The sequence below is a fragment of the Echinicola salinicaeni genome, from assembly GCF_014280965.1.
In the GTDB taxonomy this organism is placed as follows: Bacteria; Bacteroidota; Bacteroidia; order Cytophagales; family Cyclobacteriaceae; genus Echinicola; species Echinicola salinicaeni.
Window position 1 is genome coordinate 247,536 of the sequence record NZ_JACODZ010000003.1, and the last position, 20,184, is coordinate 267,719.

20 protein-coding genes are annotated in these 20,184 nt (G+C 39.7%); 8 read left to right on the top strand and 12 right to left on the bottom strand.

Features of this window, described 5'->3' with window-relative positions; genetic code table 11:
- Positions 1-67 precede the first annotated feature (67 nt).
- The 3 genes from H7U17_RS06835 to H7U17_RS06845 form a co-directional block, all read right to left on the bottom strand.
- Complete coding sequence (locus tag H7U17_RS06835; RefSeq protein WP_186755919.1) at positions 68-673, bottom strand: superoxide dismutase; 606 nt, start codon at positions 671-673, stop codon at positions 68-70.
- A gap of 108 nt (positions 674-781) precedes the next feature.
- On the bottom strand, positions 782-1,225 hold the full coding sequence (locus H7U17_RS06840; protein WP_186756165.1) for a nucleoside deaminase: 444 nt from the start codon (positions 1,223-1,225) through the stop codon (positions 782-784).
- A gap of 124 nt (positions 1,226-1,349) precedes the next feature.
- The gene (locus H7U17_RS06845; protein WP_186755920.1) at positions 1,350-2,480 is read right to left on the bottom strand and encodes a hypothetical protein; all 1,131 of its coding nucleotides are present in this window, start codon (positions 2,478-2,480) and stop codon (positions 1,350-1,352) included.
- Positions 2,481-2,807: 327 nt separating this feature from the next.
- On the opposite strand from H7U17_RS06845, the gene H7U17_RS06850 reads away from it, so the two are divergent.
- On the top strand, positions 2,808-3,998 hold the full coding sequence (locus H7U17_RS06850) for a Na/Pi symporter (protein WP_186755921.1): 1,191 nt from the start codon (positions 2,808-2,810) through the stop codon (positions 3,996-3,998).
- On the opposite strand, the gene deoC is transcribed toward H7U17_RS06850, so the two are convergent.
- Together deoC and H7U17_RS06860 are read right to left on the bottom strand one after the other, a co-directional pair.
- Positions 3,987-4,658: a deoxyribose-phosphate aldolase gene (deoC, locus tag H7U17_RS06855; RefSeq protein WP_186755922.1), complete on the bottom strand. Its 672-nt coding sequence runs from the start codon at positions 4,656-4,658 to the stop codon at positions 3,987-3,989. The genes H7U17_RS06850 and deoC overlap by 12 nt on opposite strands.
- A complete protein-coding gene (locus H7U17_RS06860; protein WP_186755923.1) occupies positions 4,651-5,871 on the bottom strand; it encodes an NAD(P)-dependent oxidoreductase in 1,221 nt (406 codons plus the stop codon). Before H7U17_RS06860 ends, deoC begins: the two co-directional genes overlap by 8 nt.
- A 140-nt stretch (positions 5,872-6,011) precedes the next feature.
- Between H7U17_RS06860 and H7U17_RS06865 the strand changes: the two genes are divergently transcribed.
- Complete coding sequence (locus H7U17_RS06865; protein ID WP_186755924.1) at positions 6,012-6,206, top strand: hypothetical protein; 195 nt, start codon at positions 6,012-6,014, stop codon at positions 6,204-6,206.
- A gap of 59 nt (positions 6,207-6,265) precedes the next feature.
- On the opposite strand, the gene H7U17_RS06870 is transcribed toward H7U17_RS06865, so the two are convergent.
- The 5 genes from H7U17_RS06870 to H7U17_RS06890 form a co-directional block, all read right to left on the bottom strand.
- A complete protein-coding gene (locus H7U17_RS06870) occupies positions 6,266-6,793 on the bottom strand; it encodes a YceI family protein (RefSeq protein WP_186755925.1) in 528 nt (175 codons plus the stop codon).
- Positions 6,794-6,878: 85 nt separating this feature from the next.
- A complete protein-coding gene (locus H7U17_RS06875; RefSeq protein ID WP_186755926.1) occupies positions 6,879-7,328 on the bottom strand; it encodes a MarR family winged helix-turn-helix transcriptional regulator in 450 nt (149 codons plus the stop codon).
- Between the two features lie 251 nt (positions 7,329-7,579).
- A complete protein-coding gene (cysQ, locus tag H7U17_RS06880; RefSeq protein WP_186755927.1) occupies positions 7,580-8,344 on the bottom strand; it encodes a 3'(2'),5'-bisphosphate nucleotidase CysQ in 765 nt (254 codons plus the stop codon).
- A gap of 4 nt (positions 8,345-8,348) precedes the next feature.
- Positions 8,349-10,868, bottom strand: a complete 2,520-nt coding sequence (locus H7U17_RS06885) for an ABC transporter permease (protein WP_186755928.1) — start codon at positions 10,866-10,868, stop codon at positions 8,349-8,351.
- Complete coding sequence (locus H7U17_RS06890) at positions 10,861-11,538, bottom strand: ABC transporter ATP-binding protein (RefSeq protein ID WP_186755929.1); 678 nt, start codon at positions 11,536-11,538, stop codon at positions 10,861-10,863. The genes H7U17_RS06885 and H7U17_RS06890 overlap by 8 nt, the downstream gene beginning before the upstream one ends.
- 322 nt (positions 11,539-11,860) lie before the next feature.
- Here H7U17_RS06890 and H7U17_RS06895 point away from each other — a divergent pair, with 322 nt between their 5' ends.
- The 3 genes from H7U17_RS06895 to H7U17_RS06905 all read left to right on the top strand — a co-directional run bounded on the left by H7U17_RS06895 (position 11,861) and on the right by H7U17_RS06905 (position 15,407).
- A complete protein-coding gene (locus H7U17_RS06895) occupies positions 11,861-12,553 on the top strand; it encodes an arylesterase (RefSeq protein WP_186755930.1) in 693 nt (230 codons plus the stop codon).
- 389 nt (positions 12,554-12,942) lie between these two features.
- Positions 12,943-14,685, top strand: a complete 1,743-nt coding sequence (locus H7U17_RS06900; RefSeq protein ID WP_186755931.1) for a GMC oxidoreductase — start codon at positions 12,943-12,945, stop codon at positions 14,683-14,685.
- 11 nt (positions 14,686-14,696) lie between these two features.
- The gene (locus H7U17_RS06905) at positions 14,697-15,407 is read left to right on the top strand and encodes a gluconate 2-dehydrogenase subunit 3 family protein (protein WP_186755932.1); all 711 of its coding nucleotides are present in this window, start codon (positions 14,697-14,699) and stop codon (positions 15,405-15,407) included.
- A 461-nt stretch (positions 15,408-15,868) separates the two neighbouring features.
- Here the strand turns inward: H7U17_RS06905 and H7U17_RS06910 are convergent, their stop codons facing one another.
- Entirely contained in the window at positions 15,869-16,318 is a 450-nt protein-coding gene (locus H7U17_RS06910; RefSeq protein WP_186755933.1) for a lipocalin-like domain-containing protein, read from the bottom strand.
- A gap of 178 nt (positions 16,319-16,496) precedes the next feature.
- Here H7U17_RS06910 and H7U17_RS06915 point away from each other — a divergent pair, with 178 nt between their 5' ends.
- Both H7U17_RS06915 and H7U17_RS06920 read left to right on the top strand, forming a co-directional pair.
- Positions 16,497-17,870 carry a Gfo/Idh/MocA family protein gene (locus H7U17_RS06915; protein WP_186755934.1) on the top strand — a complete coding sequence of 458 codons (1,374 nt, stop codon included), beginning with the start codon at positions 16,497-16,499 and terminating at the stop codon, positions 17,868-17,870.
- 416 nt (positions 17,871-18,286) lie between these two features.
- Entirely contained in the window at positions 18,287-18,937 is a 651-nt protein-coding gene (locus H7U17_RS06920; RefSeq protein ID WP_186755935.1) for an outer membrane beta-barrel protein, read from the top strand.
- Positions 18,938-19,095: 158 nt separating this feature from the next.
- Here H7U17_RS06920 and H7U17_RS06925 read toward each other — a convergent pair whose 3' ends face one another.
- Positions 19,096-19,335, bottom strand: coding sequence for a hypothetical protein (locus H7U17_RS06925; RefSeq protein ID WP_186755936.1), 240 nt, complete (start codon positions 19,333-19,335; stop codon positions 19,096-19,098).
- Between the two features lie 280 nt (positions 19,336-19,615).
- Here H7U17_RS06925 and H7U17_RS06930 point away from each other — a divergent pair, with 280 nt between their 5' ends.
- Positions 19,616-20,017: an acyl-CoA thioesterase gene (locus H7U17_RS06930; protein WP_186755937.1), complete on the top strand. Its 402-nt coding sequence runs from the start codon at positions 19,616-19,618 to the stop codon at positions 20,015-20,017.
- Positions 20,018-20,184: the final 167 nt, after the last annotated feature.

Below are 20,184 nucleotides of genomic sequence, written 5' to 3' on the forward strand. Positions count from 1 at the left end.
AAAAAAGTCCCCGATCCAAAATTAGGACCGAGGACTATATCAGCTAATTTTAACCTTTGGCGGCTAATTACTTAGCTGCTGCGTATCTTTTGCTTACTTCTTCCCAGTTAATTACATCCCAGAAAGCAGAGATATAATCAGGTCTTCTGTTCTGGTAGTTCAAATAATAAGCATGTTCCCATACGTCCAATCCCAAGATAGGAGTACCAGGGCACTCAGCTACATCCATTACAGGGTTGTCCTGATTTGGAGAAGAGCAAACGCAAAGTTCTTTCTTTGTATCTACACATAACCAAGCCCAACCAGAACCAAATCTAGTAGCTGCAGCCTTGTTGAATTCTTCTTTGAACGCATCAAACGAACCGAATTTGGCATCGATAGCTGCTGCCAATTCGCCTGTAGGAGCTCCTCCACCATTTGGAGATAGAATAGTCCAGAAAAGAGAGTGGTTATAGTGACCACCGCCGTTATTTCTTACTGCTGCATTTGAGCCAGCTACTTTCATCAACTCTTCAAGGCTTTTACCTTCAAGGTCTGTACCGGCAATGGCATCATTCAATTTAGTTACATAAGCATTGTGGTGCTTTCCGTGGTGAATTTCCATTGTTTTAGCATCGATACTTGGTTCCAATGCATTAAAATCATAAGGTAATTTTGGTAACTCAAAAGCCATTGTTTATAAAATTTTATAGTTTAACATTAAATAATAATTCTACTTTTAAATTCTTACTCAACAAACCAAGATTCATCAAAAATGGTTCTTACTATCACGCTTTAACTGTTATTTTCTCAACTTTTTGAAAAAAGCATCCAATAGTGATTTGGCTTCTTTCCCTAATAAGCCATTGGAAACCTTGGTTTTAGGATGCAGGACTTGTTCCGATAATCTTCCAAACCCTCTTTTAGGATCCGAAGCTGCAAAATGGATGCCTCCCAATTGTGCCCAAAAGCTTGCTCCGGCACACATTAGGCATGGCTCTAAGGTGACATAGAGTTCGCATTCTGTCAGGTACTTTGCTCCTAAAGCATCTGAAGCAGCAGTAATCGCCAGCACTTCCGCATGTGCGGTTACATCTGTGAGCTTTTCAGTTTGGTTATAGGCCCGGGCAATGATCCTGTTCCTACAAACAATAACTGCGCCTACTGGTATTTCATTATCTTCAAATGCTAATTTGGCCTGTTTGAGGGCCTCATTCATAAAGTACTCTGGGGAATATAATTCCATCATTGATAATTTAGATCAATGAATTTAAGGGAATTTTGTTTAGTGACAAAACCCAAAAAGCTACTGTAGAAACAAAAGGTTAATTATGAGGCAAAAAAAAAGCGGCTTCCGCCGCTTTATTCATTTAGAAAATCAAATCGAATATTTCTTTTCTGACCCCTTCATTAATGATCAAGGCCAATATCAAGGAGACCACTAAGCCAATTCCTGCTTTTAAGATATCATTACTGGCCATTTTATAGGCCCTGTATAATCTTGCTTTTCTCTTTTTCAGCTTCTTTGATTTGGCAAGTGCAATAGCTATTTCCCTTCCTCCTAGAAGACCGATAAATACCCAAGTGGTACTCATTGGCATCTTACTGTACATTTTGAAATAAAACAGGAGGATACAATAGATAAAATCAACTATTGTGGCTGCTCTTACATCAGTAACTTTTGACTTTTCATTTACTATTCCTTGGATTCTATCTCCTTTAAAGTAGAATAAAAACCCTAAGCCAAAGAAAATAAAGCCAGCATAAGCGATAAATTCATATATATTGAGTGCTCGTGGTAAGAATACGGCAATATTGGCAGCATCCTGCATTAACCAGAGTGACCAAAGTGTACCTGAAGTGATCCATTGTAGGATGTACCAGTAGTTTTTGGCCTTGCCTTTTAGGTAGTTTTTAACAAATTTCTCCAAGGCAAACCAGAAGAAAATAGCAATCCCAAAAGCCAGTAAATAGCCTATTAAACTTTTTTGGACTACACCAGCTATCGTACCAGCCTTATATGTGAATACGTTCAGCAATAAGAAGGTGGTAGATACCGGCATCCTCATTCTGGTCATTACCATAAGGACTATTGGAGCAGCCAACTGGAGAAATACAAATTTCTCAGGAGCTTTGTCCAAACCTTTTACGTAAAGTCGTTGGTAACTCACATCTCCTCCATAGTTGACCCAACTGTAAACGGCAGTAGCAACGAATATCCCGCCCATGAAGAGCCAGAGCCAATACCATTTCTTTCTTTGATTGGATGCAATAAAAGTCCCGATGGTCTGAATACTGTCATTACCAATGGCTGAATAGGCTGCCAAGGTGAAACCAAACCACATTGCTGCATAGGTATACTGGGTGATGAAACCCGCAATGGATACCAGGATACAGAGTACTAGAAGGAAGGATTTTTCTTTTTTTGTAAAATCAAAAAGTGAATAGGCCGCTTTAGAAAGTGCGTCCTGATTGATGTTTTGATCTTTAAGCTTAGCCATAGATTTGTTTTTGGCGGTTTTTGAATTGGCCACAAAGTTAATTAAGTTTAATTGAGATAATATTAACAAATTGTTAACTTCGTCCATTACCCCTATAAAACTACCATTACATTTTACAATATGCTTTTTAATATTATTTTTACAAAACGATTGTGATAAAAAAGCTATTAACCAAGAATAAAATATTGAACTAATTGTCAGTAATTCACCTAGTTTCAGGATATTGATAACATAAGCTTCATATACTATCTCATATTATCTGTTTAGCTTAGACTTAATTTTGTGAATTGGATTAATTAGGCCTTATTGAAGGAGACATTAAATTAAATGGCAGAGACCTTAGCGAAAAAAACATCTTCAAAACGATTGTTTATGGGAATGCAAATATTTATTGCATTGGTCCTTTTCATGGTCTCTATTGATCTTCTTACTGTTTCTTTGCTCCATCTAAATAATGAAGTGGCCAATAAAATATTTATGGCCACCAATAATCCTTTTGTGGGGCTGTTTATTGGGCTTTTAATGACTGCTCTCATTCAGTCCAGTAGCACTGTAACTGCTATGGTGGTAGCGGTTGTCGCTGCTGGAAATCTCAGTATTATGCAGGCGGTGCCTTTGGTAATGGGGGCAAATATCGGTACGACCATCACTTCTACCTTGGTCTCTTTTACCTTTATCATGAAGAAAGGAGAGTTCAGGAAGGCCATATCAGCAGGAGTACTGCATGATATCTTTAATATTATTACAGTGATTATTCTTTTGCCGCTGGAATATTATTTTGGCTTCTTAAGTAAAATTGCGAGTACAGTGTCCATAAATGTGTTTAGCGATGGGCATATATTACATAACCGTTTTTCTTATAATGTAATTTTCACCCGGCCACTGACCAATTTTCTAGTGGATATGATCAATATCCCGGTGATTTCATTGATTATAAGTGTACTGCTTATTTTTTTATCCATTAAACTATTGTCCTCATCGGTTTATAAGACCTTTCTCTCAAAGGATTTTAAGCAGGTAAGTAAGCATGTCTTTAAAAATCCCTATAGAGGGTTTCTCTATGGGATGTTTTTTACTGCAGCGGTTCAGTCCAGTACCGTGACTACTTCATTATTGGTCCCTGCTGTAGCGACTAAGAAAGTTGGTTTAGGTAAGTCCTTTCCCTTTATACTCGGAGCGAATATAGGCACAACTATCACCGCAGCTATTGCAGCCATGTTTAAGAATGAGGCCGCCATAGCTATCGCTTTGGTGCATTTCCTGATCAATTTTTTCGGGACATTAATATTTCTGCCTTTCCCTGCACTGAGAAATATTCCGGTTAAAATGGCCATCTATTTTGGTAGACAGGCTGCACAGAGGAAAATAATAGGTATAGCCTATATCTTGATGGCTTTCTTTGTCATTCCATTTTTGTTGATCTACTTCAATAAAGAAGATGATGTGAGAAATTTGGAATTTAATGATCATGAAAAGGTTATTCAAGTGGAAAAGAATTCCGAAAACTCATTTGATTGATTTTGCTGCTTCCCACTCCTTGAGTATGGCTATTCCTGAGCTTGTCCCAATGCGGTCAGCACCAACTTCAATCATGGATTTGGCCTGTTCATAGGTTTTTATTCCGCCACTGGCTTTGATGCCAACATTACTTGGGAGCACGCTTCTCATTAATTGGATGTCTTCCTCCTTGGCCCCTGAGCCAGCATATCCAGAAGATGTCTTCATAAAATCCACTCCTGCATCACTGCCGATTTTACAGGCTTCAATAATTTCCTGTTGGTTTAAATAATCCGTTTCTATTATGACCTTTAATAGCTTACCATGATCATGACAAATGGTTGAAAGCTTTGCCAGTTCAATTTTGGGCCAATTCATGCCTGACTTAAATGCTGAAATGGACCAGACTACATCAATTTCATCCGCACCATCTTTGATGGCCTTCTCGGTTTCGAAAACTTTGGTTTCGGTCATTTGGTAGCCTAATGGAAAACCCACTACGGTTACGACTTGAATGTTTTTGTCCTCCAATTCCCGCTTAACTTTTTTCACCCAAAACGGAGGCACACATACGCCAAGGAATTCATATTCCCTTGCCTGCAGGATTAACTGATTGATCTGTCGGTCGGTGGTAGTAGGACTCAAGAGTGTGTGTTCTATATATCTTTTGATATCAAGCATGGTCTGATGGGATCTCTTTCACATAATCTTTTAAATATTTGTATTTTTCTGTCAATGCCCCATGCTTTGTAATGGATGCGTCCTCTATGATGTCCTGTTCTTCTTCGGCCAATAATGCGGGGACTACATGACGCATCAATTGCGCACCAAAATCCTCCGAAGCATCCCTGGGCAGTTCGCAGGGGAGATTGTCAATGGCCATCACCGATATACTGTGCTGAGATCCAAAAGCAGGTAGTTCCTCTAAATTTAGCCTGTCTATGTCATATACAGGATCGGCTATGGTGCTAGGCCTTACAGTGGTAGGTACAGAACCGTCGATGTCACAGGTGATATCAGCTATAACAGAAAGGTTGAACTCCTCCTTTTGCAAATCAACCTTTTCAAATAGTTTTGGCGCCTTGGGGTCCCAATAGGCAGCGGCAAATAATATTTCGCTCGCTTCGGCATATTTGAAAAAGTGACTTTCGTATTTCTCAGCCTGGGTGTAAAATTCACTCTTATCATAGCCTCCATCAGTTTTCCTTCGGTTATAGTCCTCCATGGCCAACTGTGCAAAGACAGGCTCTTCATAATAGTTGTTGATCAGTTCTTTTGGGCTGACTTCCCTGATCCCTGCTACAAGTAATATTTCTTTTACTCCATTGCCCACACGTCCATTGCCGGTAATGACCATTTTTATGGGGGGCAATTGAATGTTTTTTAGCTCACTATGTAATTCTTCCAGATCAAAACAGTCCTTGGCCCTTTTTAAATCAAATAGTCCGGTTTTTTTTCCATAAGTCCATAATCCATTATAGCCACCGACTATGCCTGCCCAACGGCCAAAAGCTACTACCCTATCGTCTGCATGGCGCAAGACTTCATAATCAACCAATTGGATGTTTTTCCTCAGAATCGCTTGCAATAAAGTCCGATTATAAGGTTGGGCTTTGATGGTGTGTGAAAAGAAAAAATAGGTTTTTCCTGCAATCAATTCTTCTATAGGAACCTCCTTTACTCCCATGAGCACATCGCAGTCGGAAACATCTTCGATTACCTCAATGCCCTCTGCTTTATATTCTTCATCTGTAAATGCCCTGATATTGCTGGATTGGACCACAAACAAAGCTTTGTCCTCATATTGTTCGTTCAATGTTTTTACTTGCTGGGGGCTAAAAGCTACTCGCCTGTCACTAGGAATTTTACCTTCTTTGATCAAAGCTATTTTCATAATCGGGTTTATTTTTGGATATTCGCAGTGCTATTTTCCAGTTCAAAATAATTAACAGTTAGGCTTGGCCTACTTATCATAATATATAAAGAAATTACCAATTATCATGGAAATAGTTTGGTATTAATCCTCCCTCAAAAATGAAAGAACTTATCCTATATGCAGTGCTATTCCTCCTATTATTTGGGCATGCCATCATGGCTTCTATGATGTATATCACGGTACATAAGGATGAGGAATTAAGCTTCAATGAAAAAAATCAATGGAAGCTAAAAGCCCTTATTTTTCCTATTTACTTCTGGGGAAAATATAAGAAGACAAAGGCCCAAAAATAAAGCGACCATGACTAGTGCCATGATCGCTAAGATAAAATATATGCGGTGTTTAGTTTAGATTAGTTTTTTACCAATTGAATACTGGCTAGAATCTTGATTTGATCACCTACGACCACACTCCCCGCTTCAGTAACAGCGTTCCAGGTAAGCCCATATTCTTTTCTGCTGATTTTACCTTCAAGCTCAAAACCCGCTTTGGTATTTCCATATGGGTCCTCAGCTACTCCGCCAAATTCAACAGACAATTCAACCGGCTTGGTCGTGTCCTTAATCGTAAGGTCTCCCTTTAAAAGGTAATCGCCTCCGTTTTTAACCAAGACGCCGTTAGCAAATTTTAGCTGAGGAAATTTCTCAGCATCAAAGAAATCGCCTGATTTCAAATGGGCATCTCTGTCGGATTGGTTGGTGTCAATGCTTTCTATATCTGCTGCAAAGCCGACATTTGCACCGTCAAAGTCCTCAGTGGTCGCTTCTGCTTCCCCTTCAAATTTTTTGAATTTTCCCGTTACTGTTGAAATCACCAAATGTTTTGCTTTGAAATTGATTTCTGAATGTGTTGGGTCGATAGTCCATTTTGTAGTACTCATAACTTGATTTGTTTTTATTGTTTTATGATTTTATTTTTTTAAGTAGATACATTGTGTGTATATACATGTATTGTTTTAAATTTTTTTAACCCCTCAATTTGTCCAGTAGATCATTGAGGATATTGACCTCTTCATTGCTAAGGTGAATTACTTCATTGTTCAGTTTTTGGATTTCCTCATCCAGTCTATCAAGTAAAACTAATCCTTCATCGGTGATTGTAATATCTACCTGCCTTCTGTCATTGGGGCATTCTTTTCTGGTGACAAAGCCCTTTTGCTTTAACTTTTCCACCAAGCGTGAAGCATTGGACATCTTGTTAAGCATCCTGTCTTGGATGGAAGATACTGTCATTGGATCTGGATGATGTCCTCTAAGTATCCGCAATACATTGTACTGCTCAGGGGATATTCCAAAAGGCTTGAACAATTTTACCTGCTTGGTTACAATATAGCTTTGTGTATAAAGCAGATTTACCACCGCTTTATTGACTGGACTCTTGAATGTCTTCTGCTGTATTGCTTCCTCGAGCTTCATTTTATTTTTTTGTTATTGTATTTAATGTATATACATCTAATTAAGGCAAAAGGTTTCAAATAGTGGAATATTTTTTTATAAATATTTGAAAAATGGGTTTTAATCCTACTATGAGAAATTTGGTTAGGTCTCTTTTGTCCTTAGACCCTTTTCAATAATTTATAGTCCTGAATTAACGCATGGATACTTTTTCCTATTTACAATGTCAGGCAAAGTCATTGCTTGTTTACCTTCATTAATCAAATGAGGCCTTATTTATTTCTTGCAATAAAGAAGGGGTTCAGGAGATTTTCCTTATTATACACCAGGCTTTCATTTTCAGGGATTTTAAAAATATCCGCTCCAAGTGATAAAAGGATTCCATGTGCGGCTGCGGTATCCCATTCCATGGTTGGGGCAAAACGAGGATATATTTGAGCTTTGTTTTCTGCCAGCAACATGAATTTTAGGGAGCTTCCCATGTTTATTATATTGGCATTAGGGTAAGCTTGCATAAACTTTTTGGTTTCCTCGCTCTGATGGGATAAACTGACCACAATGGTTTTTACCTCATGTTTATTATCAAGCTTTAATTCAAAGGGAGCTTGCTGCCCTTCCTGCTTCCATGCGCCTTCAGTTCCGTTTCCCCAATACATCCAATCCAGCACTGGAGCATATAATACACCCATTATGGGCTTGTTTTTATGTATCAAGGCTATATTTACTGTAAACTCACCATTTTTCTTTACAAATTCCTTGGTTCCATCTAAGGGGTCCACCATCCAAAAATATTCCCATTTTTCACGTTCTTCATAGGGGATATTCCTTCCTTCTTCTGACAGAATAGGGATTTCGGTGTTTTTTAAGTGGTTTATTATTTCATCATGTGCGGCCTTGTCCGCTTTGGTTAGTGGTGACTTATCAGACTTGTACTCCAATCCGAAATCGGCTGATTGGTACACCTGCATAATCCTATTCCCTGCTGCCCTTGCAGCCATCACGGCCGTTTGGGTAAGTTGTTCGATATTGATTCCCATTTGTTTAACTTCTCAAGATCTCCATTGGTGGTTTATTGATGATATTCTTTCCATTTAGCCAACCCAATAAAACCGTAATGGCGGTAATAAGTACATAGATGATTCCCGCTTCTTTCCAGGCCCATTGAACAGGGAATTCAAAGACCCAGATATTCAACATGGCGGTGGCCAAAAAGGAAAGTAAAATACCGCTCAGTGAAGCCAAACTTCCCAAAAAGAAATATTCCAAGGTATTGATGGTCCTGACCACAGGCGAGCTGGCTCCCAGTGTTCTCAGGAGAATACTTTCGCGCATCCTTTGGTATTTGCTGATGATCAAGGAGCTCACTAAAACCAAGATTCCCGTGACAATGCTGAACAAGGCCATAAATTGTATGACAAAGCTGATTTTGCTTAAAATTTCTTCAAATGTGTCTACGATTAGGCCCAGGTTAATGACGGAAATATTCGGAAAGGACTTTACAATCTTGTTCTGAACCAATGCGGCTTGCTTATCAGTTTCGGATTTGGTGATGACCACATGGAATTTTGGAGCCTTTTCCAATACGTTCTCAGGAAATAAGACGAGGAAATTAGTAGAAACCTGTCTGAAATTGACCTCTCTGAAACTGCCTACATAGGTTTTGATGGGCCTGCCCTGTACATTGAAAATAATTTCATCCCCCATTTCTATACCAGTTCTTCCCGCATAGCCCTTATCAAAGGAAATGAAAATACTGTCCTTGGAAGACTCCACGCTATGAAGCTTGCCTTCGGCTAAGGTTTCTGATGCGATTAGGCTGTCTCGGTAGGTAACCCTGAATTCTCTGTTATAAAGTCCTCTTGATTTTTTTTCCTCATCAGGTAATGCTGCATTTTCACTTTTATCTACCCCGTTGATGGTCTCCAACCTCATGGTGACAATGGGCACTTCCTGCATTATTGGCAAGCCTTCGTTCAAAACAGACTGCTTCACTTCTTCCACCTGTGAAGACTGAATATCAAAAAAGAGCATATTGGGCTGGTCTTCCTTGTCGGCAAACTTCACTTGGTCCAGTAATTGGTTTTGAACAAAGAACAGGGTAGAGATCATGGCTGTGCCCAAACCTATGGTAGCGATCAGTGAAATGGTTTGGTTATTTGGCCTGTAGAGGTTGGACAATGATTGCCGGACAGGATAATTCAATGAAAGTGGCAAAAACTTTCTGATCAGCCACATGATCCCGGTGCCCACAAACCATAAGGTGGCAAATGCCAAGACCACAAATCCAGTGAAGCCCAAGGCTTCTTCCCAGCCGTCCAAAAGGTATAGACTAAAGGAAAAAATAAATACACCAATGGCTACCATTACCAGCCATCTCCACGGATCCTTGCTGAATTTTACGGCATCCTCATCCGTACGCAAGGTCATCATAGGAGGGACCTTTCTTATTTTTAACAAGGGGAGAAAGGCAAACAGAATAGAAATGAATAATCCTGTAATGATGCCAAAAGCTACCGCTCTCCATGAAACGGCTACAGTGACATCAACTGGAAGAAAGTCACTAAAGACCTGAGGTAAGATAAATTGAATCAAGCTTCCCAATACTGCCCCGAGTAGGGAGCCTACCAAGCCCATCAATTTAATTTGGGTCAAGTAAATCAAAAATGTGTCCGTAGAGGAAACACCCAAGCAGCGAAGTACCGCCACTGAAGCTAGTTTTTCCTTTACAAAGACATTGACCGCGCTGGCTACCCCCACACATCCCAATAGTAGCGCAACAAAGGCCACCAGGCTCAAGAAGTCAGATAGATTGGCAAATGACCTTCCAGTGGATCTTTTTTTGTCTTCTACAGTGTCCGCATCCACATGGTCTTCCTCCCATGCCTCATCATAGGGCTTGATCAATTCATCAATATTAACACCTTGATCAAAACTATAATACCTCTGGTAATTCACCCTGCTACCATATTGGATCAAGCCAGTTTCATCTGCATATTTCATCGGAATATATACAATAGGTGCAACAGTGGCTGTTATTCCTGTTTGGCCTGGTGCGCTTAATAAGGCTCCTGCTATGATAAATTTAACCTTGCCCACTTTGATACTGTCTCCTACGGAAGCATTGAATTGCTCCATGAGGATTTTCTCTACCAAAGCTTTGGGTTGTCCATCTCTGAAATCCTGGGATGCAGCTAGTGGTGCTGTTTCCAAAGCCCCGTAAAAAGGGAAGTTCCCTTCCAATGCCCTGATTTGAACCAGCCGGCTTTCATTGGATTTGGTGAAGGATACCATGCTGGCAAAATTGATTTCTTCGGCCAGCTCATTGGCCATGGTGTCCAATTCCTGCTCACCTAAGGGTTTATTGTTTTCCAGAACAAGGTCTGCTCCTAATAACTCTCTTGCCTGATTGTCAATATCCTTTGACAGGTTGTCTCCAAATGAACTGATGGCCACCAAGGCAGCGATACCAATGACAATGGAGGAGATAAAAAGAAGTAGTTTGCCTTTGTTCTTTCGAAAATCCCTAAAGGCCATTTTAAGAATCCATTCCAATCTATGCATGTTGACTTTCTTGAATTTTTCCTCCTTTGATATGAATGATCTTATGGGTCTTGGCCGCTAGCTCTGTGTCATGGGTAACCATGATCAAGGTAGTGCCTGAGGCCTTGTTTAAGTCAAAAATCAAATTTTCAATCATATCACCCGTTTCAGTGTCCAGGTTTCCAGTGGGCTCATCGGCAAATAAAATTTTTGGCTCATTGGCAAAGGCCCGGGCTATGGACACCCTTTGCTGTTCTCCGCCTGATAATTGGCTGGGGTAATGGCTTGCCCTGTCCTTAAGGCCTACTTTTTCCAATAATTCCAAAGCCTTGTCTTTGGCATCTTTTCTCTTTTTTAATTCCAATGGAACCATCACGTTTTCCAAGGCTGTCAAAGTGGGGAGTAATTGGAAGTTTTGAAATATAAATCCTATTTCTTGGCTTCTCACTGCAGCTCTCTCGTCTTCGGTCATCCCGTCCAATTGATGGCCATTTAAGCTGATGCTACCTTTACTGGCACTGTCTAATCCTGCACACAGGCCCAAAAGGGTGGTTTTTCCACTTCCTGATGGTCCAACAATGGCCACACTGTCTCCTGCGGCAACATTCATATTGATATCGTCCAGCACCGTTAATTTTCGGGAACCGCTTTGGTAAATCTTACTTACATTTTTAACAGAGAGTATGCTCATACAGCTAAATTATAGGTGAAACAGGAAACAATTTTGGTCTCCATTTTGGTTTAATATATTCTTTGACCACAATAATCATAAAAGTATATGGCCTAAATGGAAAATTAATCAATTTTGAAATCGCTAATTATACTTGCCAATAAAGATATATACTTTCATCATTTATGCCCTTTTGGCTTCATATGGCTATTTCGTATTTGATTTGGTAAAAACAGCCTTGAATTCTTGGGCATATTGTAAGTGTACGTAATGGAAACCAGGCAATGTATTCTAACGTCAATAAGTTATTAAATCGTAATTTAGGAACAATAAGTTTCAAGACATGACCAAAACAAGCATATTAAGATCATTATTAAGCCTATCTATTATAGGTGTTTTTTTTAGCGCATGCAGTTCCGAGCAAAAGCAAGGCACTGATGAAAAGAAAGAAGTAAAGGTTGCCGAGCCTACATCCAGTGAGGAAAAGGCAAAGACCATTCTTTTTTTTGGTGATAGTATGACGGCTGGATATGGTGTAGACCAGTCCCAGGCTTTTCCTGCCTTGGTTCAGGAAAAAATTGATAGCTTAGGTTTGGACTATAAAGTGATCAACGGTGGCTTGAGTGGAGAAACCTCAGCCAGTGGCTATTCCAGAATTGATTGGTTTTTAGAAGATCGACCAGATATCTTCATTTTAGAATTGGGAGGCAATGATGGTTTGAGAGGTATTCAATTGGATGAAACGAGAAAGAACTTACAGGGGATTATAGATAAGATTGAAGAGAAATACCCTGACACCAAGATTGTTTTGGCAGGTATGCAAATTCCCCCAAATATGGGGCAGGAGTATACGGCTGAATTCCAGAAGATGTATCCTGAAATCGCTGAAAAAAATGATTTGGTACTTATTCCATTTTTATTGGAAGGAGTAGGCGGAAATGCAGCACTCAACCAGCCTGATGGGATACATCCTACTGTGGAGGGGCACCAATTGGTAGCCAAAAATGTATGGGAATTTTTAGGGCCGATATTATAATAAAATCGGCTTTTTCCCCATTCATACAAACTAAATTTTGACCGTTTATAATTTTTGAAAAACTGTGCGCAAAACTAAAATTTTACATTATTGTCAATAAAAAGTTTTTTCATAATTAATATTTGTAATGAATCTGTTTGTTTATTGTAGATAAGTTAAAATAAGGGCTGTGCTAATCTTTTTTAAACAATATACTAAAACCATTTAGCTGATAATTTTTTTATATCTTTCCATTCTAAAGAATAACCTAATCAAATATTTCAATTTCAATGGAATTAAGAAGCATATTCTGTTAATTTTAAACAAAAAATGTATCCCAATTCCATAATGTTCTTTGGGTATAGCTAATTAATAATCTAACTTAAAAGACAATTTTAAAATAATTCAGTATGAGTTTTCAAATAAAATCTCCCGGAGAAGCATACGATGTGATTATCGTCGGATCAGGTGCTGGAGGGGGTATGGCCTCAAAAATCTTGTCTGAGGCAGGATTTTCAGTAGCCGTTGTTGAAGCGGGAGGAGATTTTGATCCTGCCAAAGAAGAAGACAGAACCCAGCTTAGATTTCCTTGGGAGTCTCCACGTAGAGGTGCCAGCACACAAAACAGGCCTTTTGGTGATTTTGACGCGGCTATCGGGGGATGGGACATTGATGGAGAACCGTATACCAAAAATGATGGAACTGAATTTGATTGGTTCAGGTCTAGAATGGTGGGTGGTCGTACCAACCACTGGGGAAGAATCTCCCTGCGTTTTGGGCCAAATGATTTTAAAAGAAAAAATATCGATGGTTTAGGGGATAACTGGCCTATAGGCTATGAAGATCTTAAGCCATATTATGATAGAGTAGATAAACTGATTGGTGTTTTTGGCTCCAAGGAGGGCATCTATAATGAGCCAGATGGATTTTTCCTTCCACCTCCTAAGCCACGTTTGCATGAATTGTTCATCAAAAAGGGAGCAGATAAGGTCAATATCCCGGTAATGCCTTCTCGACTTTCCATTCTTACTAAGCCGATTAATAATGAAAGAGGAGCTTGTTTCTTCTGTAACCAATGTAATCGAGCTTGTCAGGCCTATGCGGATTTCTCTGCTGGTACCTGTTTGGTGAAACCTGCCATGAAAAAAGGTAAGGTAGACTTGTATACCCATGCTATGGTGCGAAAGGTAACCACCAATGACAAAGGTATGGCCACTGGAGTGTCTTATATCAGCAAAGTGGATATGAAGGAATACAAGCTTAAGTCTAGAGTAGTTGTGCTAGGTGCTTCAGCTTGTGAATCTGCCAGAATCATGTTGAACTCTAAGTCCAAGGTTCACCCTGATGGCTTAAGTAACGGCAGTGGTATGATCGGTAGGTACCTACATGATTCCACCGGTTCCGATAGAATGGGCTTCATTCCTGATTTGGTCGACAGACAAAAATACAATGAAGATGGTGTAGGCGGAATGCACGTTTATACTCCTTGGTGGCTAGACAACAGTAAGTTGGATTTTGCCAGAGGTTACCATATTGAATACTGGGGCGGTATGTCCATGCCGAGCTATGGTTTTGGTTTTGGAATGGATACCATCAGAAAGCATATCAAGGATGAGTTTGGTAATCCAGGCCCAGCAGGTGGCTATGGTGCTGGATTGAAAAAAGATATTCGTAGATACTTTGGATCCATGGTAGGTATGTCAGGTAGAGGGGAAAGTATCCCTCGCTATGAAAACTACTGTGAGATTGACAATAATACAGTAGATAAATACGGTATTCCAGTATTGAAATTTAATTATACCTGGTCTGATCAGGAAATCAAGCAGGCCAAGCATATGCAGGATACTTTTGAGGAGGTACTGACCAATGCGGGAGCTGTATTGTTTGGTGAAAAGGCTGGGCCAGATAGTAAATATGGTCTTCATGCACCGGGTAGGATTATCCACGAAGTAGGTACCACCAGAATGGGGGATGATCCTAAAACTTCTGTGGTAAACAGCAACTGCCAGGCACATGAGTGTAAGAACTTATTTGTGGTAGATGGTGGTCCTTTTGTTTCCCAAGCAGATAAGAATCCTACTTGGACCATTTTGGCCTTGGCTTGGAGAACATCAGACTATATTGTGAGTGAATTGAAAAAGAAAAATATCTAAAGGACAGGACGATGAATAGAAGAGAGAATTTAAAACTGCTATTTACTGGATCTTTGGCTTCTGGTCTGTTTATGACCGGTTGTGGTCCTGAGGCCCCTAAGGAAATTGCCCATGCACCTACTATCGGTGAAGGAACCAAATGGGGCAGAACTCCGGAAGAAATGATGCGTAATGCCGAATTGAAGGCAGAAGTATTCTTCAGAGAAGATGAAATGAAAAAATTGAACTATCTGGTAGATGTGATCATCCCCAAAGACGATGTCTCTGGAAGTGCAACAGAAGCTGGAGTTCCTGATTTTATAGAATTTATAGTGAAAGATATGCCATATTACCAGACTCCTATGAGGGGTGGTTTGATGTGGTTGGATACGCAGGCTGAGGACAGATTTGGCAAGCCATTCATGGAGGCAAGTGAAGATCAGCGAATTGAGATTATTGATGATATCGCTTATCCTGACAAGGCTAAGCCAGAAATGAGCAGAGGGGTCAGTTTTTTTAATACCCTAAGAGACCTTACTTCTACTGGTTTCTTTACCTCTCCAGAAGGCTTTAAAGACCTGGATTATAAAGGTAACCGCCCTAATGTTTGGGATGGAGTGCCTGACGAGGTGATGGCCAAGCATGGATTCAAATTAGAAGAAAAATATATTCCTTTATATATGAACCCAGACACCAGGTCTACACTGGCACAATGGGACGATGAAGGAAATTTAATTGGTTAATTGTTTGTTTTGGATGTTAAAAAGGCCCTCCGCTTCTGGCGGATGGCTTTTTTTTTACAAAAAATCTTAATTCAATGGAAGGAAATAGTTTTAGGATTGTCCTGGGGATTTTTTTACTAAGCTTATTGCTAATCACTATCTTGGCCTACCATATCCAAGAAATAGATACGACAATATTTATCCTTTCCACTCCTTTATTGCTGTCCTTATCCGTGATAGCCTTATCAAAACTGAAATTAGAATTTCTGTTCAAATTGCTTTTAAGCTATTTCAGCATGACTTGTCTGGTACTGTTGGTGAATAGGTTTTGTTACACTTGGATTCCATTGCACATTGTCTGGCTGGCTGGGAATATTTTAGTCCTTGCCCTAGTGCTGTACATAAGGGGTGTTTTTCGGAAATCTTCAAGGAAGTCAGTCTAAAAAATGAGGCTGATCTAATTTTATAAATCCTCAGGACAGTTATTTCCATCGCTCAAAAACCATTTTTGCTTCTTGTTCCTTTCCATTGATAATAGGAGCCAGTATCAAGTTTTTCTCATCTAGCTGAATGACCTGTGCTTCCTTGCTACGGTCACGGTCAACTTCTTTAATCGTAAGGATATTTTCTTTTATGGTATATACTGCTTGTCTTTGGACAATATCGCCCGCTTCCAAATCCGTAAAATTAAGTTGTGTTGAATCATGGAACTTATAATAGGTATTGGACAATAGGATTTTAATCCTGTCTTCCATGGCCATTCTTTTTTCAGGACTGGCAGATCGATAAGCCTTTGAGGCCCTGATCTGATCCACCGCCTCATTTTTTACCAATTTCCATTCCCCAATAATAAGATCTGATTGAAGTTCTTGGGCATGTGAAAGTCCAAGTGAGCAGATAAGCAGGAAAATAATCAAGAAAACCCTATGCATAAGCGGTTATTGTCAATAGTTGTTTTTATGAGCTGTGAATATACTAAATCAAAAGCCAAGCCAGTCTGTTACCAGTCTTAACTTAATTTGGCCATTCGTTTATTTTGTACAATTTCCATGTAGTGATCAGTCATGATTTATTATATTAAGTGTGTAATAAACAATAACCCAAAAACAAATGGCAACAAAAACCACCAACCAAAAAAGAAGGGATTTTATCAGTAAAGCCAGTATGCTGGCGGCCGGTTCATTTTTTATCCACCCTATTGCAGAAGCATTGGCACTAAGGGAAGATCCAAACAAAAAGCTAAGAATTGCTTTAGTGGGGACGGGCATACGTGGGACCAGTATGTTCGGGAGAAGTGTGATGGAGGAGTATCCCAATGAAGTAGAATTTGTAGGTCTATCAGATATCAATGAAGGCAGGCTGGCTTATGGAAAGCAATATATAGGTGCAGAATGTCCGACCTTTGTGGATTTTGATGAAATGATGGCCACGGTTAAGCCCGATGTACTTATCGTGACCACCATGGACAGTACCCATGATGAGTTTATCATCAAAGGACTGGAGGCAGGGGCGAATGTTATCACGGAAAAACCCATGACCACAGATGAAATCAAATGTCAAAATATCTTAAATGCAGAAAGGAAAACGGGCAAAAAGGTGATTGTAACCTTCAATTACCGTTATAGTCCACACCGCCAGAAAATTTATGAATTGCTGCACAGTGGAGAGATCGGTAAAGTAACATCAGTGGACTTTCACTGGTACCTGGATACCAATCATGGTGCTTCTTATTTCAGAAGATGGCATGGATATCGTGAAAAGGGAGGAACCTTATTGGTCCATAAAGCTACGCATCACTTTGACCTACTTAACTGGTGGTTGGACTCCGATCCAGAGGAGGTATTTGCTTACGGTAAGTTGGAGTTTTATGGTAAAAATGGAAAATTCAGGCATACCAATTGTCGCCCCTGCCCACACAAGGACCAATGTGATTTTTATTGGGATATTACCAAAAGTGAAAGATTGACGGGGCTTTATACCGATAATGAACAATATGATGGGTATTTAAGGGATGGCTGTGTTTACCGGGAGGATATTGATATCTATGATAAGATGGCTGTGCAGATCAAGTACATGAATGATGTCCAGGTCAGTTATTCTTTGACTTCCTATTCACCTTATGAAGGATATCGCATTGCTTTTAATGGGACCAAAGGAAGGCTGGAGGCCTGGATCAAGGAGCGTCAGCCTTGGGAGGTGAAGCCCGCTGATGAAATCAGGTTGACCAAGAACTTTGCAGATACGGAGATCATTACCATTCCACATGCAGGCGGAGGCCATGGTGGAGGAGACACAAGGCTGAAGGACAAACTCTTTAAGGACCCGAATATGGCTGATCCTTACAGGCAATCTGCAGGAACCAGAGATGGCGCCATGTCCATCTTGATTGGGATTGCTGCGAGAAAAAGCATAGAAGCCCAGAAGCCGATTAAGGTGGCAGACTTGGTGGATATCAAGTTACAAGCCCAGCGGCCTAAGGTTTAGGGTGGAAGTTTTTTCCACGCAAAGTGCGCTAAGAAGCTGCCAAGTTCGCTAAAGGTTTTTTTGAGCAGGGAAAGTAGCTTTGCATACTTATATTATATATTCATTTCTAGAGGCTGTCTCATAAGTCGAGTTTTTTGTGTCATTCTGACGAAAGGAAGAATCTCATAGAGTTGATTTCCAGTAACAAACAAGTCTAGAGATTTCTCCTAACGTACCAATGACATATTTTGAGACAGCCTCTTTTAATTAGAGCATTTGCATTTTGGCAATTATGATATAGTTTTCTATATAAACCTAATTTAGCGAATGAGCCTTATTGAAAGGGAGGTCAGGATAAGACTTGCTAAATCCATCCGCATTTATTTACTGTCGCAGGTGAGAGGGAATTAACGTCTTGGGAAAAACAATTTTTAGTTATGATGAAAAAACTTCTTTTACTATCGTTTTTCCTTATCCAAAATGGCCTTTACGCACAAAATATTTCCAAATGGCGTATGGGGATAACATTTTCGGTGGATCAGCTGAATTTGGCTGAGGGCACCTACCAATCTGATTATTTAGTGACTTTAGGAACAGCAACAGGTTATAGGGTCGATTTCGACCAGTTTAACTATAGCCTTGGATTTACGGGACAGTATAAGTTTAATGATAGGCTAGGACTATCTACTGGACTATTGTATTCGAATAAGGATTTTACCGGGGCTTTTGATTGTTCTGTATGTTCAGTGAAGCCGGAAAGTAAGATTACTGGTCCAAGAATCATTGAGCAACAATTTTTGAGCATCCCCTTGTCATTGGATTACAGTTTGTCAGAGGGAAGATTAAGGCCAGTCTTGACAGGAGGTTTTAGGAATAATATTGAAACCAAAAATGACCTGGAAGAATATAGTGAAGGTTACTTTTTAGAAGGATTTCTGGGGGCTTCCCTGAATTATGACCTGGCAGAAAAGTTTAATGCTGGAATTGGCTATCGCTACCAGACCGCACTGTCAGATTTATACAAAACAGATGACTTTAAACTAAGAAGTCATAGTGTCTTTTTACAAGTGAATTATCTCTTAAGATAGTAAGCTTTCATCTCATCCTATTGCTTATAGGGGATATTATATGCTTGATTTTGGGATAATGTTATGTTGCGGTTTGCTTTGATAATAAGACCAAGGCTTATAATTACTTCAATATAGGCCTTGGTCTTTCTTGACTTGGTTTTCTGAAGATTCACCTTTCAGACCTTAGGTGCCCAGCTGGAACATAACATTCCTTCTGCAGCAACATTTGGATGTGCGCAGTCTTCTTTTCCATGGCGAAGACAATTGGTACATTGTGCAGAATCATCCAGTTTGGCAATCAGAGAAAACTGGTCACAGACATATTCTTCACTCACTTTCAATTTATGCTTTTTACACAGATGAGCAGCGGTAAAAGAATTACAGTGACTACAATTGGAGGCTAATCGAATAGACATGGTTTTATTAGTTTGGTTCCTATTTAAGTTACATAATTTTATATGTAAATACCTGAATTATAGTAGATTGAAATTAGACTAATTCAAAAGGATTCACGATTGGTAAGTTGAAAGTATCTGTTCAAGCTTGTGTTGCATCCAATAGCCATTAAACAAGAAAATAATGGTAGTTTTATAAGCGCTTCAATGAAGCCGAATTTTATTTAGCCTTGTCACTTTGTGAAAAACTAAGGACAGGCAAGAGCAGAAAATGACCATACAAGATTAAAATAAACAGGAAATGGAAAGCAGGACATTTGAATATCCAATGATCATCAAGGAATTTCACTTGGATACTTTTGGGCATGTAAACAATGCCACCTATCTGGAAATATATGAGGAGGCCCGCTGGCAGTTTATCACGGAGAATGGCTATGGTCTGAAAGAAATCAAGACAACAGGTTTAGGGCCAGTGATCTTGGATATAAAAATCCGCTTTATCAAGGAATTAAAGTTAAGGGAGCACATCACCATTTTTTCAAAAACCACAGCATATAATTCCAAAGTGGGGACCATTCAGCAATGGATTATTGACAGCAAAGGCAATAAATGCTCTGATGTAGAGATGAGCATTGGATTATTTGATACCCATGCCAGGAAGTTGGTAAGGCCTACCGAGGAGTGGCTAAGAGCGATTTCCTGATTTAGACAGTAGAGGCTAGATGTTAGATATCAGACAAAAGACTGGATTGCCTGAGCGAAACGTAGGTTGTTTATGTAGGTGATCTCCTATTCAGAATAAGAGATGACTATGCTGCATGCGTATTTACCCTAGGTAGGAAACGTCATGGTGGGAGTTCAAAATTTTCT

What these genes read in the sequence shown, in the direction of transcription:
- H7U17_RS06835 (WP_186755919.1), bottom strand. Translation starts at nt 673, where the DNA reads ATGGCTTTTGAGTTACCAAAATTACCTTATGATTTTAATGCATTGGAA.
- H7U17_RS06840 (WP_186756165.1), bottom strand. Translation starts at nt 1,225, where the DNA reads ATGGAATTATATTCCCCAGAGTACTTTATGAATGAGGCCCTCAAACAG.
- H7U17_RS06845 (WP_186755920.1), bottom strand. Translation starts at nt 2,480, where the DNA reads ATGGCTAAGCTTAAAGATCAAAACATCAATCAGGACGCACTTTCTAAA.
- H7U17_RS06850 (WP_186755921.1), top strand. Translation starts at nt 2,808, where the DNA reads ATGGCAGAGACCTTAGCGAAAAAAACATCTTCAAAACGATTGTTTATG.
- deoC (WP_186755922.1), bottom strand. Translation starts at nt 4,658, where the DNA reads ATGCTTGATATCAAAAGATATATAGAACACACACTCTTGAGTCCTACT.
- H7U17_RS06860 (WP_186755923.1), bottom strand. Translation starts at nt 5,871, where the DNA reads ATGAAAATAGCTTTGATCAAAGAAGGTAAAATTCCTAGTGACAGGCGA.
- H7U17_RS06865 (WP_186755924.1), top strand. Translation starts at nt 6,012, where the DNA reads ATGAAAGAACTTATCCTATATGCAGTGCTATTCCTCCTATTATTTGGG.
- H7U17_RS06870 (WP_186755925.1), bottom strand. Translation starts at nt 6,793, where the DNA reads ATGAGTACTACAAAATGGACTATCGACCCAACACATTCAGAAATCAAT.
- H7U17_RS06875 (WP_186755926.1), bottom strand. Translation starts at nt 7,328, where the DNA reads ATGAAGCTCGAGGAAGCAATACAGCAGAAGACATTCAAGAGTCCAGTC.
- cysQ (WP_186755927.1), bottom strand. Translation starts at nt 8,344, where the DNA reads ATGGGAATCAATATCGAACAACTTACCCAAACGGCCGTGATGGCTGCA.
- H7U17_RS06885 (WP_186755928.1), bottom strand. Translation starts at nt 10,868, where the DNA reads ATGCATAGATTGGAATGGATTCTTAAAATGGCCTTTAGGGATTTTCGA.
- H7U17_RS06890 (WP_186755929.1), bottom strand. Translation starts at nt 11,538, where the DNA reads ATGAGCATACTCTCTGTTAAAAATGTAAGTAAGATTTACCAAAGCGGT.
- H7U17_RS06895 (WP_186755930.1), top strand. Translation starts at nt 11,861, where the DNA reads ATGACCAAAACAAGCATATTAAGATCATTATTAAGCCTATCTATTATA.
- H7U17_RS06900 (WP_186755931.1), top strand. Translation starts at nt 12,943, where the DNA reads ATGAGTTTTCAAATAAAATCTCCCGGAGAAGCATACGATGTGATTATC.
- H7U17_RS06905 (WP_186755932.1), top strand. Translation starts at nt 14,697, where the DNA reads ATGAATAGAAGAGAGAATTTAAAACTGCTATTTACTGGATCTTTGGCT.
- H7U17_RS06910 (WP_186755933.1), bottom strand. Translation starts at nt 16,318, where the DNA reads ATGCATAGGGTTTTCTTGATTATTTTCCTGCTTATCTGCTCACTTGGA.
- H7U17_RS06915 (WP_186755934.1), top strand. Translation starts at nt 16,497, where the DNA reads ATGGCAACAAAAACCACCAACCAAAAAAGAAGGGATTTTATCAGTAAA.
- H7U17_RS06920 (WP_186755935.1), top strand. Translation starts at nt 18,287, where the DNA reads ATGATGAAAAAACTTCTTTTACTATCGTTTTTCCTTATCCAAAATGGC.
- H7U17_RS06925 (WP_186755936.1), bottom strand. Translation starts at nt 19,335, where the DNA reads ATGTCTATTCGATTAGCCTCCAATTGTAGTCACTGTAATTCTTTTACC.
- H7U17_RS06930 (WP_186755937.1), top strand. Translation starts at nt 19,616, where the DNA reads ATGGAAAGCAGGACATTTGAATATCCAATGATCATCAAGGAATTTCAC.